The organism is Mesorhizobium sp. IMUNJ 23232 (assembly GCF_044326205.1).
In the GTDB taxonomy this organism is placed as follows: domain Bacteria; phylum Pseudomonadota; class Alphaproteobacteria; order Rhizobiales; family Rhizobiaceae; genus Kumtagia.
Map to the genome: position 1 here is coordinate 49,416 of NZ_JBIRCY010000009.1, position 12,207 is coordinate 61,622.

At 64.2% G+C, this 12,207-nt stretch carries 14 protein-coding genes and 1 pseudogene; 7 read left to right on the forward strand and 8 right to left on the reverse strand.

The features are described 5' to 3' along the window. Window positions 1–18: 18 nt before the first annotated feature. The 4 genes from ACH196_RS08840 to ACH196_RS08855 form a co-directional block, all read right to left on the reverse strand. Entirely contained in the window at window positions 19–1,074 is a 1,056-nt protein-coding gene (locus ACH196_RS08840) for an aldo/keto reductase (protein WP_396646516.1), read from the reverse strand. Between the two features lie 128 nt (window positions 1,075–1,202). After that, on the reverse strand, window positions 1,203–1,685 hold the full coding sequence (locus ACH196_RS08845; protein ID WP_396646517.1) for a class I SAM-dependent methyltransferase: 483 nt from the start codon (window positions 1,683–1,685) through the stop codon (window positions 1,203–1,205). A gap of 69 nt (window positions 1,686–1,754) precedes the next feature. Next, window positions 1,755–2,624 (reverse strand): D-alanyl-D-alanine carboxypeptidase family protein, encoded by an 870-nt coding sequence (locus tag ACH196_RS08850; RefSeq protein ID WP_396646518.1) that lies wholly within the window; start codon window positions 2,622–2,624, stop codon window positions 1,755–1,757. 149 nt (window positions 2,625–2,773) lie between these two features. Then, complete coding sequence (locus tag ACH196_RS08855) at window positions 2,774–4,633, reverse strand: CHASE3 domain-containing protein (protein WP_396646519.1); 1,860 nt, start codon at window positions 4,631–4,633, stop codon at window positions 2,774–2,776. Between the two features lie 163 nt (window positions 4,634–4,796). Between ACH196_RS08855 and ACH196_RS08860 the strand changes: the two genes are divergently transcribed. Continuing rightward, the gene (locus tag ACH196_RS08860) at window positions 4,797–5,426 is read left to right on the forward strand and encodes a nucleoside triphosphate hydrolase (RefSeq protein ID WP_396646520.1); all 630 of its coding nucleotides are present in this window, start codon (window positions 4,797–4,799) and stop codon (window positions 5,424–5,426) included. Window positions 5,427–5,750: 324 nt separating this feature from the next. Here ACH196_RS08860 and ACH196_RS08865 read toward each other — a convergent pair whose 3' ends face one another. Beyond that, window positions 5,751–6,002, reverse strand: a complete 252-nt coding sequence (locus tag ACH196_RS08865; protein WP_396646521.1) for a hypothetical protein — start codon at window positions 6,000–6,002, stop codon at window positions 5,751–5,753. Window positions 6,003–6,255: 253 nt separating this feature from the next. Here ACH196_RS08865 and ACH196_RS08870 point away from each other — a divergent pair, with 253 nt between their 5' ends. Next, on the forward strand, window positions 6,256–6,789 hold the full coding sequence (locus ACH196_RS08870) for a dihydrofolate reductase family protein (RefSeq protein ID WP_396646522.1): 534 nt from the start codon (window positions 6,256–6,258) through the stop codon (window positions 6,787–6,789). 102 nt (window positions 6,790–6,891) lie between these two features. Here ACH196_RS08870 and ACH196_RS08875 read toward each other — a convergent pair whose 3' ends face one another. The 3 genes from ACH196_RS08875 to ACH196_RS08885 form a co-directional block, all read right to left on the reverse strand. Next, a complete protein-coding gene (locus ACH196_RS08875) occupies window positions 6,892–7,596 on the reverse strand; it encodes a glutathione S-transferase N-terminal domain-containing protein (protein ID WP_396646523.1) in 705 nt (234 codons plus the stop codon). Window positions 7,597–7,726: 130 nt separating this feature from the next. Then, a complete protein-coding gene (locus ACH196_RS08880) occupies window positions 7,727–8,938 on the reverse strand; it encodes a beta-ketoacyl-[acyl-carrier-protein] synthase family protein (RefSeq protein WP_396646524.1) in 1,212 nt (403 codons plus the stop codon). Window position 8,939: 1 nt separating this feature from the next. After that, window positions 8,940–9,191 carry an acyl carrier protein gene (locus tag ACH196_RS08885; RefSeq protein ID WP_396646525.1) on the reverse strand — a complete coding sequence of 84 codons (252 nt, stop codon included), beginning with the start codon at window positions 9,189–9,191 and terminating at the stop codon, window positions 8,940–8,942. 200 nt (window positions 9,192–9,391) lie between these two features. On the opposite strand from ACH196_RS08885, the gene ACH196_RS08890 reads away from it, so the two are divergent. The 5 genes and pseudogenes from ACH196_RS08890 (at window position 9,392) to ACH196_RS08910 (ending at window position 12,188) form a co-directional block, all read left to right on the forward strand. Further along, on the forward strand, window positions 9,392–10,243 hold the full coding sequence (locus tag ACH196_RS08890) for an urease accessory protein UreD (RefSeq protein WP_396646526.1): 852 nt from the start codon (window positions 9,392–9,394) through the stop codon (window positions 10,241–10,243). Between the two features lie 15 nt (window positions 10,244–10,258). Further along, window positions 10,259–10,558 (forward strand): annotated as a pseudogene (locus tag ACH196_RS08895) (urease subunit gamma); the annotation flags it as partial. Window positions 10,559–11,205: 647 nt separating this feature from the next. Then, window positions 11,206–11,463, forward strand: coding sequence for a DUF1272 domain-containing protein (locus tag ACH196_RS08900; protein ID WP_396646527.1), 258 nt, complete (start codon window positions 11,206–11,208; stop codon window positions 11,461–11,463). An 18-nt stretch (window positions 11,464–11,481) separates the two neighbouring features. Next, window positions 11,482–11,787, forward strand: coding sequence for an urease subunit beta (locus ACH196_RS08905; RefSeq protein ID WP_396646528.1), 306 nt, complete (start codon window positions 11,482–11,484; stop codon window positions 11,785–11,787). After that, window positions 11,784–12,188 carry a DUF6547 family protein gene (locus tag ACH196_RS08910; protein WP_396646529.1) on the forward strand — a complete coding sequence of 135 codons (405 nt, stop codon included), beginning with the start codon at window positions 11,784–11,786 and terminating at the stop codon, window positions 12,186–12,188. Before ACH196_RS08905 ends, ACH196_RS08910 begins: the two co-directional genes overlap by 4 nt. Window positions 12,189–12,207 lie beyond the last annotated feature (19 nt).

The window sequence follows — 12,207 nt, forward strand, 5'->3', positions numbered from 1 at the left end:
CGGTTGCAGGGTTGCCGGCTATTTCGTCAGATGCGGGCCAAGCAGCGACAGGTCGGCCGGGCCGAGCCGGTCGCTCGCCGTCCACAACTGGTGCCAGTAGGGGTAGAGCACCGGCGGCGCGCTGACGGCGTCGAGGCGGGCGCGCTCGTCGTCTGAAAGCTTGAGGTCGGCGGCGCCGAGATTGTCCTTGATCTGGGCTTCGGTACGGCCGCCGATGATGACGGAGGTGACGCCCTGCCGGCCGAGCAGCCAGGCCAGCGCCACCTGCGCGCCGGAGACGCCTCGAGCGTCGGCGATGCCGACCAGCGTGTCGATGATCCGCCACAGGCGCTCCTCGTCGCGGATCGGCGGCTCTTTCCAGCCGGCGAGCTGGCGCGTGCCTTCGGGCGCCGCCCGGTCGCGGCGATGTTTGCCGGACAGCAGGCCGCCGGCGAGAGGGCTCCAGACGAGGATGCCGAGCCCCTGGTCGAGGGAGATCGGCACGAGTTCGTATTCGGCCTCGCGCGCCTCAAGCGTGTAGTGGATCTGCTGGCTGATGAAACGCTGGCGGTGTTCGGCGGCCGAGATGCCGAGCGCCTTCATGACGTGCCAGCCGGAATAGTTGGAGCAGCCGATGTAGCGGACCTTGCCCTGCCGCACCAGCGTGTCGAGCGCTTCCAGCGTCTCTTCGAGTGGTGTCTGGCCGTCCCATTGATGCACCTGGTAGAGGTCGATGACGTCGGTGCGCAGCCTTCTCAGGCTGGCCTCACAGGCGCGCATCAGATAGTGCCGCGACAGGCCGCGGTCATTCGGTCCCTGGCCCATCGGGTAACGCGCCTTGGTGGCGATAAGCACAGTGTTGCGTTTGCCGCCGAGCGCCTCGCCGACGATCTCCTCGGCGGCGCCGGAGGAGTAGACATCCGCCGTGTCGATGAGATTGACGCCGGCGTCGATGCACAGGTCGATCTGCCGCCGCGCCTCGTCTAGCCCGACATTGCCGACTTTGGCGAAAGGCTCCTTGCCGCCCATCGTCATGGTGCCGAGCGTTATGGTCGAGATTTTGAGGCCGGATTTGCCGAGCAGCCTGTATTCCATGATCCCCTCCGTCGGTCTCGCTTGCCGCACAGCGGTACGCTTTTGCCATGCTCAATCCGGCGCAACCAATAGCGCGCGGCAAGCCTTGTGGGTAGGGAGCCGGCGCGATCTTGATCGGCGAGGGGACGTCAGACGGCCTTGCGGTAAATGAAATAGCGCCCGGCTGGCACGCCGTCGCAGAGCGGCAGCGGTTGAAGGCCGGCATGGTCGAGTGGCAGGCCGCTGACGGCTATGCCGCCGGACTGCAACAGGCTGACGGCGAGACCCGGCAGCCATTGCTGGGTCTTGAGGTCGAGTTCTTCAATGCCGGTGCCGATGTCGGCATGGACGAGCGCAGCGCGGATGCCGGCGAAGCGTGCGGCGGTCTCGCGGATCTCGCCGATCACCAGGTCGCTTTCGGGTGGTACGGAGCTCGGATGGGCGGCGAGCGCCCGGTCGAAGGCGATGATCCTTCTGCCGGGCAGGCGCTCGCGCAGATGGTCGTAGGTGCGCCCGTTGCCGAGCCCGAGTTCGAGGATCGGTCCTTGCATGTCTGTGACCTCGGCGCAGACGGCATCGAGCACGATGCGCTGCGCCGTCATGCGCCGGATGAAACTCTCGAGCCGGCTCATACGCGCCCGCCGCGCACGAAGGAAACTTGCCCGGCAAGGGCGGCGGTGGAATGCACGGTCATCGGCGGCTCAGACCCCGCCCCGCGACGCCGAAGGCATGTAGCGCTCGATCAGTTCCTCGACATGGGCGTTGCGCTGGCGCGCGGTGTTACCGCCCATCACCACGACGACGAGTTTTCTGCCATCGCGGTTAACCGAGGTGACGATGTTGAACCCCGAGGCGCGGACATAACCCGTCTTGATGCCGTCGACGCCCTCGACGCGGGCGAGCAGGTCGTTGTGGCCGCGGATCGTGCGGCCGCGGAAGGTGAAATTCTGGGCGGAAAAATAGACGAATTGCGCCGGGAAACGCTTGCGCAGCGACATGCCGAGCAGAGCCATGTCGCGCGCCGTCGTCCGCTGGTCGACGTCAGGCAGGCCCGACGCGTTGCGGAAGGTGGTGTTGCGCATGCCGAGCGACCGCGCCTTGGCGGTCATCATCACGGCGAACTGCTCCTCGCTGCCGCCGAGATATTCGCCGACTGCGACGGCGACGTCATTGGCGGATTTGGTAACCAGCGCGCGGATCGCCGAATCGGCGTCGATCGTGTCGCCCGGCCTGAAACCGATCTTGGTGGGCGGGCGACGGGCAGCGTATTCGGAGACCGGAATCTCGGTGGCCGCCGTCACGCGCCCCTGCTGCATCGCCTCGAACAGCAGGTAGAGCGTCATCATCTTGGTCAGCGACGCCGGATAGCGCTGTGCGTTGGAATCAACTTCGTAGAGCACGGCGCCGCTGTTGCCATCGACGACGATCGCCGCGTATTTGCCTGACATCGGCGTCGACATCGGCGAGAGCGAAGGCGGCGCGACCTCCAGCGTCTTCGACGTCGAGCAGGCGGCAAGGCCAAGCACCAGGAGAAGCATCGCCGCTGCCCGGAACGGCGCCATGATCGACATTCTCAACTGCCCGCCTGAAACCGATTGCCCGATGGCCGGCCGCGTTACCCCCGCGAAGCAGCCGCCCGGAAACTACCGCAACTCGCACCGGTCCCGCAACGCGGATCGCCATGAATGTTTGGCCGACGCAACTCCGGCCGCCGGCCCGGTCAGCGGTCGAGGACCTCGCGGATTTTCAGCGCCAACTGATCGATGGAAAACGGCTTGGCGATGAAGTCGACACCGTGGTCGAGCACACCATTATGGACCACGGCATTCTTGGTGAAGCCGGTTGTGAACAGCACCTTCAGGTCCGGCCGGCTCTGGCGGGCCAGTTCCGCTAGTTTGCGTCCGTTGGTGCCGGGCATGATCACGTCGGTGAACAGCAGCGCCGTACCGGGATTGTTGGCAAGCATTGACAGCGCCTCTCCGGCGCCGCCGGCATGGATGACCGTATAGCCGAGGTCGCGCAGCGCCGCGACTGTACCGGCGCGAACGCGCTCGTCGTCTTCCACCACCAGCACCAGTTCAGTCGGCGTCTTGACCACGGCCGATCCCTTCGCCTGCTCCTGGACGCGCTCCTCACCGAAATAGCGCGGCAGGTAGACCTTGATCGTCGTGCCTTCGCCCGGCTCGGAGTAGATCTTCACATGGCCGCCGCTCTGCTTGACGAAGCCGAAGACCTGGCTGAGACCGAGCCCGGTGCCCTTGCTGACCTCCTTGGTGGTGAAGAACGGATCGAACGCCCGCTCCGCCACCTCGGGCGGCATGCCGGTACCGGTGTCGGTGACGGCGACGAGCACGTACTGGCCTGCCGGCACCTCGGCGTGCTGCTCGGAATAGCGCTCGTCGAGATGGCAGTTGGCCGTCTCGATGGTCAGGCGGCCGCCATCCGGCATGGCGTCGCGCGCGTTCACGGCAAGATTGAGGATGGCGTTTTCGAGCTGGCTGGTATCGGCGAAGGTGCGCCACAGGCCGCCGGCCAGCACCGTCTCGATCTGGATGGGCTCGCCCAGCGTGCGGCGCAGCAGGTCCGACATGCCGGTCACCAGCCGGTTGGCGTCGATCACCTGCGGCGCCAGCGGCTGCTGGCGCGAGAAGGCGAGCAGCCTTGCGGTGAGGTTGGCGGCGCGGCTGGCGGCGTCCGTCGCCGCCTCGACGAATTTCTCGATGTCGGTCTCGCCGCGCTTCAGCTTGCGCTGGACGAGGTTCATCGCGCTCATGATGACGGCCAGCATGTTGTTGAAATCATGCGCGATGCCGCCCGTCAGTTGCCCGATCGCCTCCATTTTCTGCATCTGCCGGATTTGCGCCTCCGCCGACTGGCGCGTCGATATCTCCTTCTGCAGGCTGGTATTGGTTTCGCTGAGTAGCGTGTGCGCCGAGACCAGATCCTCCAGCCGACGGCGCGCCGACCAGATTCCGAAAGCGGCCATCGCGAAAACGGCGACCAGGGCCAGGATGGAAACCAGCCGCATCCAGTCGTCCATGTCTTCGGCGTTGGCGAGGCGCTGCTGCAGCAGGGCGTTCTCGTCGCGGCGGATGTCGGCGACGGTCCTGCGGATGGTATCCATCAGCACCTTGCCACGATCGCTGCGCACCAGGTCCAAGGCCGCCGCCGCATTCCCTGCGTCGTAAAGCCGGATCGTCTCTTCGATCTCCGCCAGCTTCTCGCGGATGGCAGCGGTGAGCGAATCGATCTGGGCCACGCGGACCGGATTGGCCTGGGCAGCCTCACGGACGGTTTCGAGTTCCTTGGGAAGGCCTTGAACCGCTCCGGTGTAGGGGGCGAGATAGGATTTTTCGCCGGTGAGCAGATAACCGCGCTGGCCGGTCTCGGCGTCCTGCGCTAGCCCGAGCACCCCGACGATGCGCCGTTCGAACTCGAACGCCTGGCGGACAGCAACATTGTCCTGCCGCTGCGATTCGATCAGCAGCGAGCGCGCCGCTACGATCGCAGCGAGCACAGCAAAGCCGGCAATCAACGGGATCAGTTGGGCTCTCAAGGCCCTGCGCAGCCGCGCGATCATTCATACGTCCGGAAAGTTCGAAGCCCCAGCCTTGGTATCAGCGAATGAGGGCGATGCAAATCGTCTGGACGGTTAGAAACGGCTGACGCCTCTTCCCCGCCCGTTTTCCTGTGCCATACTTGGTGCAAGGTGCGTCCGAGAATTCATCGCCAGGGAGGAAAGCATGTCGGAAATCGCCAAGCTTGCGGCGACCGTCTTCAAGCGGGCAGGGCACCGGAAACGGTTCGTCGTGGCGGTCGCGGGCCCACCGGGCAGCGGCAAGTCGACGCTTGCGGCGCGCCTCGGCGAACTTTTTCCGGAGGGCAGCGCCGTCGTCGTGCCGATGGACGGGTTCCATTTCGACGACGTCGTCCTCAACCAGCGCGGGCTACGGCCGCGAAAAGGCGCTCCCGAGACTTTCGATTTCCACGGCTTCGAGGCGTTGCTGAAGCGCATCCGCGACAACACATCCGAAATCGCGATTCCGGTCTTTGACCGAACGGTCGAATTGTCGCGCGCCGGCGCGGCGATCATCGGGCAGGACGTCAAATTCGTGCTGGTCGAGGGGAATTATCTGCTGCTCGACGAGGAGCCGTGGAGCCGGCTCGGGGGACTGTTCGACTTCTCGATCTATGTCGATGTCGAGCGCGATGAGCTTGACCGCCGGTTGCAGAAGCGGTGGGACGAACACGGCAAGACCAAAGCCGAGGCGCGCGCCTGGATCGATTCCAACGACATGCCGAACATAGATCGCGTTTTGTCGCGCCGCCGTTCCGCCGATCTGGTGATCCAGCCTTGGAGCGACATCAGATAATCTTCGCCAGTTTTCGCCCGTTCCACCCTGTTTTCCGTTGAAAATCCGGGCGTTTCCGCCTCCCTGGGGAACCGAATGCCGTCAGAGGCATTAAGCCGCAATCCCATCGGAGGGAATTGTCATGGCAAAATCAACGAAATCGTCCGCCGCAAAGCCGGCAAAGGGATCGAAGACCTCAACCGCGAAGCCGGCCGGCGAGAAGTCGGTGGAGAGCAAGACGGGCGCCGGCGCTGCGATTGCCGCGCGCTCGAAGGACGCGGCAGGCAGCAAGAAGTCGGAGGCCAAATCGTCCGCGACGAAGGCGGCCGCCGAAAAGGCGCCGTCTCAGAAGAAGGCCGCCGCAAAATCCGTTGCATCGACCACAAAGGCTTCAGCCAAGCCGGCGAAATCCTCATCCGCCAAACCGGCGAAATCACCTGCCGCCAAGTCCGGGAAATCGTCGGCCGAAAAGTCCGCGAGCGCCAAACCCGCTGGCAGTGCTTCAAAACAGTCGATCGCCAAGCGCGTGCTGCGCAAGGTCAAGTCGGCGGCAGGCGAAGTGGCTTCGATCGCGGGATCCGTCGTCGGTGTCGGCAAACATTAGCCGCCGGGGGACCATAGGTCGGCACGAGTTCCGCGTGGTGATGTGCTCGGGCTCAGGGCTGTGTCGAAGCCTGCGCAATAGATGGCTGGCACCGTCCGGTGAGCCGACCTTCTGAACTTCGTTTCCGGGTGGACAGCGGCCCACTGGTTATTGGCCGCCGACACAGCCGCAGATTGCGTCCCACCTCATTTCCGCGCAAAGTCGGCTCGATCTATTCCGAAGAGCCTGGCGTGGAGATTTTGCAGCATGGCGAAGCTCGTCTTTGGAATGAACCAGTCTTTGGACGGCTACGTCGACCACCTGGAATTACCGCCGCCAGGCCCCGCGCTCTTTCGTCACTGGATAGAGCACGTGCGCGACCTGACCGGCAGTGTGTACGGTCGGCGCATTTACGAGCTCATGCGCTATTGGGACGAAGACCGTCCTGAGTGGAGTGCGGAGCAACACGAGTTCGCGGCGGCGTGGCGGCGCCAACCGAAGTGGGTCGTGTCGCGCTCGTTGAAGTCGGTCGGCCCCAACGCAACTCTGGTCGAGGGCGACCTCGATGCGGCCATACGTGGGCTGAAGGCTCGGCTCGTTGGGGAAATTACTGTTTCCGGGCCGGACCTGGCGCGAAGCCTGACCGACCTTGGTCTTATCGACGAGTATCGACTTTATCTCCACCCCGTCGTGCTTGGCCGCGGCAAGCCGTTCTTCGCCGGGCCCCGGCCGCCGCTCCGCCTTGTGGCCAGCGACCGGGTTGATGAGGACGTGATCAGGTTGACATACGTTCCTGCTTGAACGCGTGACTCGCCCGACGGACTGAGCGGACGCCTCAGGCTGTGCCGAATTCGAGTTCCTGCACAGCCTAGGCGGTTAACCGCTGGAGCACCTCGATTTGTGTCAAGGCCTTGCGGGAATGTTCAGGCCCTTCTGGGTTGCCGGCCGCGCCAGTCCGGCGTCCAGCCAGCGGTTGACGTTGGCAAAACTGTCCATGTCGAGCAGTTCACCGGCCTCGTAGAACACTTTCAACGTGCGCACCCAGCCGAGCATGGAGATGTCGGCGATGGTGTAGTCGTCGTCCATGATCCACTTGCGGCCGTCGAGCCGCGTTTCCAGCACGCCGAGCAGGCGTTTTGATTCGTCACGGTAGCGCTCAAGCGGGCGCTTGTCGGCGATGTCCTTGCCGGCGAATTTGTAGAAGAAGCCGAGCTGGCCGAACATCGGCCCGATGCCGCCCATCTGGAAGAACACCCATTCAATCGTCTCGTAACGCCGGGCCGGGTCTGACGGGAGCAGCTTGCCGGTCTTCTCGGCGAGGTAGAGCAGGATCGCGCCGGATTCGAACAACGCCAGCGGCTTGCCGCCCGGTCCATTGGGATCGAGGATCGCCGGGATCTTGCCGTTCGGGTTGAGCGACAGGAAATCCGGCGTCCAGGTCTCGTTCTTCATGATGTTGATTAGATGCGGCTCGTAGGGCAGGCCGATCTCCTCCAGCGCGATCGATACCTTCACGCCGTTGGGAGTGGGGAAAGAATAGAGCTGCAGCCGCTCGGGGTGCTGTGCGGGCCAGCGCGCGGCGATCGGGAACTCGGAAAAGTAAGTCATACGGTTCTCCTGAAAGGAAAGGTCGCGCGCAAGCCGGCGCCGGGCGTGGTCGCGCGCTACGTAGGAAACGGGATGGCGTCTGTCGAGGAGCGGACGTTGCCTATTTTGAGGCAATTCGCGCGGACAGGGATCAGACGGCCTTGAACGCGACGACGGCATTGGTGCCGCCGAAGGCAAAACCGTTGCTGATCGCCGCGCGAACCTTGCGCTCGCGCGCCACGTTCGGCGTCACGTCGAGGTCGCAGTCCGGGTCCTTCTCGCGGTAGTTGGCCGTAGGGGGGATGACGCCCTCGCGGATCGCCAGCAGGCAGGCCATCATTTCCAGCGCGCCCGAGGCACCCATGCAATGCGCGTGCATAGATTTCGTCGACGAGACCGAGAGCTTGTCGGCATGCGCGCCGAAGACCCGGCGGATTGCCTGTGTCTCGATCTGGTCGTTGGCTTTCGTGCCTGTGCCGTGAGCGTTGACGTAGTCGATGTCTTCCGGGGCGAGCCCTGCGTCGGCAAGGCAGAGCCGCATCGCCGAGGCTGGTCCCTCGACCGTCGGTGCGACGATGTCGTTGGCGTCGCCGGACATGCCGGCGCCCGCGAGTTCGGCCAGGATCGGCGCGCCGCGTGCTTTGGCGTGCTCATAGGTTTCCAGCACCGCCACGCCGGCGCCCTCGCCGATGACCAACCCGTCGCGGTCGGCCGAGAAGGGACGGCAGGTGTCGCGCGCCAGCGCCCGCAGCGATTCCCAGCTCTTGAGCACGCCGAACACCAGCGAGGCGTCCGTGCCGCCCGCCAGCATGACATCGGCGCGGCCGAGCCGCAGTTGGTCGGCGGCCGTGGAGAACGCGTGATTGGACGAGGCACAGGCGGAGGTGACGCCGAATACCGGCCCGCGCAGGCTGTAGGCCATGCTCACCTGGCCAGCGGCCGCGCCTGGCATGATCTTGGGGACGGTGAAGATGCCGACGCGGTTACGCTTTTCCGCGAAGACCTGATAATAGGCCTCGTCGGCGGTCGCCGCGCCATAGATACCCGTGCCGATCACCGCTCCGGTGCGATGTTCCTGCGCTCCATCTATCTCCAGCCCGGCGGAGCGGATCGCCTCGCCGGCCGCGATCGTGGCGAGCAGGCTGAAACGGTCCATCGTCGCGACCTGCTTGCGATCGATGCCGTGTGCCGGCAGTTCCTTGATCTCGGCGCCGATGCCGCCCTTGAGATTGTCGAGCGGGATCGTCGTGATCGGGCCGATGGCCGAACGCCCTTCGCGCATCGCCTCCCAGATGGCCGGCACATTGGTGCCGAGCGCGCAAAGCCCGCCTATGCCGGTTATGACGATGCGCTGCCGCGACATGTCAGCCTTTTTTGGCGATCAGGACACGGACGGCGTTGACGATGTCGCCGACATTCGAGAGCTTGCTCCAGGCTTCCGAGGTGTTCATCTCGACCTCGATCCCATAGGCCTCCTCGAGATCGAAGATGATTTCGGTGAGTTCCAGCGAATGGATGCCGAGATCGCCGAGTTCGGTGTCAAGCGTGATGTCACCCATCTCGGGGTCCGCGTGAGCCTTGATCTTGCCGATGATGTCCTGAGCAAGTTGATCCATAGTGCCTTCCTGGTTCGTGCGCCCTTGTAGCAGACGCCGCGTGTCTGAGTGCCCCCGAATAGCCCGCCCGCGACGCAATTCACTCGATGGATGGCACGAAAACCATTCCTCTATAGAAACCGGATGCCTGCAAGGCAACACGCCTGCCGCTTTATCCGGCACTCTCGACATTGGCGCCTGGCTGCTTAAGCTCGCGGTCCATGAATGTCGCATCTCCCACGATCGTCACCGAGGCCGAACGGCTCCTGCCGCAGCGCGTGGCGGCGCGGGGCGGAATCGCCATCCGCCTCCGCGATGGTCGCACGCGGCTGGAACGCCTTCATCAGGACGGCGCGGCAAAGATCCGCATGCCGCGTTCCGGCGAGGATCCGCTGGAGGCGGTTCTCATCAACACCGCCGGCGGCCTGACCGGCGGAGACCGCCTTGGCTGGGAGGCTGAGGTAGGCTCGGGCGCGTCGATGGTGATGACGACGCAGGCTTCGGAGAAGGTTTACCGCGCCTCGTCGGGACATGCCGAGATCGGGGTCAGGCTTTCGGTGGGGGAGGGCGGCCGAATCGCCTGGCTGCCGCAGGAAACAATCATGTTCGATCGCGCCGCTTTTTCGCGCCGCCTCGACGTCGATCTCGCCGAAGGGGCGACGGCGCTGATCGCGGAGGCGACGGTGTTTGGCCGGAGCGCCATGGGCGAGGCCGTCGAGCGCGGTATGTTCCGCGACCGCTGGCGCGTGTCCTGTGCCGACCGCCTCATCCATGCCGAGGATTTTGCCGTCGGGCCGGACGTGCGCTCCACGCTTTCCGGCCGCGCTGCGCTTGGCGGCTCGACGGCGATGGCAACTGTACTCGTCATCAGCCCCGATGCCGAAAGCTGGCTCGACCGCGTGCGCGGAATCATCGGCGATGAGGGCGGCGCCAGCGCCTGGAGCGTCGGCGGGACTGGCAAGCTTCTTGCGAGGCTTTACGACGGGAACGGATATGGCTTGAGAAAGCGGCTGGTGCCGCTTCTCGGCCTGCTCAACGGACGGGCAGGTTTGCCCAAATGCTGGTCACTGTAGGGGAAATTCGCAGGCATGAATCTGACGCCTCGGGAGAAGGACAAGCTGCTGGTGGCGATGGCGGCGATCGTCGCGCGCAAGCGGCTGGAACGTGGCGTGAAACTCAACCATCCAGAGGCCATCGCACTGATCACCGACTATGTCGTCGAAGGCGCGCGCGACGGCCGCTCCGTTGCCGACCTGATGGAAGCCGGGGCGCATGTCGTCACCCGCGACCAGGTCATGGAAGGCATCGCCGAGATGATCCACGACGTGCAGGTGGAAGCGACGTTTCCCGACGGCACGAAGCTGGTAACCGTCCACGAGCCGATACGCGGCGCTTCCGAAGTGTTCGAAGCGCCCATGCATTTCGAGCCATGGGTAGGCGCCGGATATGCCGGCGGCGAGTTCCGGCTACTTTTCCTGGGCGATTCACACTACGGCGACAACGAGCTGGGCGGCCGGCAGCATCCCAACGTCACGAGGGACGTCGTCCAGAAATGGGCCATCGATCAGGCCAGCGCCACCTTCACCAAAGCCGCTCAGGCCGTTTCGGGAATGAGCCTGGACCATCGATCCAAGCGGCTCATCTGGGAGCGCGTCGCGTTCTTCAATTTCATTCCGGGTTTTGCGGCAAGCGGACCACGCGAGAGGATACATGCACGGCTATACGACAGCGGCAGCGAGAATCTCCTGAAACGGGTTTCGCAACTGAAGCCAACGCACGTCTTCGTCTGGGGCGAGCCGCTGTTCGACGCGCTTCGCCGCCTGTTCGATCACGAAAGCGGGACATACAGGTCTCCCAACGGCAACAGCTACGAATATCTGGTCATTGCCGGCGTGCCGTTTTTCGAGTCGGCTCACCCCGCCGCCGGATATCCGCGAGAAATGTGGAGCCAGGAGTTCGTCGCTTTCGTCCAAGCCACGGGGTCCGGGGAAAAGCTCGATCGATGGCGGGCTGAAATTGTGGAGGAGGCCAAGTGATGCTGGAACTGCGTCCCAATTGCGAATGCTGCGACCGCGATCTGCCGCCGGATTCGGCGGATGCGCGCATCTGCACCTTCGAATGCACTTTTTGCGCCGATTGCGCGGAAAATGTGCTCGGCGGCGTCTGCCCGAACTGCGGCGGCAATTTTTCTGCGCGGCCGATCCGCCCGCCAGCGATGTTGGCCAAATATCCGGCGTCCACCAAGCGCGTGTTGAAGGCCGAAGGCTGCCAGCCGACCGGCAAGGCCGCCTGAGGGACCGAAGGAGATGACATGATCCCCGGCGAAGTGATTACCGCCCCCGGCGACATCGAGTTGAACAAGGGCGCCGCTACCGTGACGGTGAAGGTCGCCAACACCGGCGATCGGCCGATCCAGGTCGGCAGCCACTATCATTTCTTCGAGACCAACGGGGCGCTGCGCTTCGACCGCGACAGGGCGCGCGGCATGAGGCTGGACATCGCCGCCGGTACAGCCGTGCGTTTCGAGCCCGGCCAGGAGCGTGATGTGACGCTGGTGCCGCTCGGTGGCAAGCGCGAGGTTTTCGGTTTCCAGCAGAAGGTCATGGGTAAGCTGTGAGCCAGTACGTCTACTCTGAAGGCGGTATCCGCTACCAGCAGTTCATCGATGAGTTTGTTGACCTCGCCCAAGGCGATGTCAACGCTGTCCGTATTCGTGTGAGCGGGCACGCCGAGCGGACTAACGAAGAAGACCTGCCTCTTGAAGAGGAAGAGATAAAAAGAAAGAATCTGCTTTTGTCTTTAAATGCTGCTGATCGGGCGGTTATCGCGACGATGTTTAAGGAGTGCCGGACCAGAGCTGTCCACGATGTTCTGGCTCACCTTCAATACAAATATACTTCCGGTGGGCTTGAGCTGTTTGTCGATGGGGTTCAGCTTCCGCGGGATCCTTTCTGGGGTGAGATGCATGTGAACTTTGTCTACAGACTCGATGGCGAAGAATGGCCACCGGAGGCCTAGCAGCGTATGGCTAGGGATT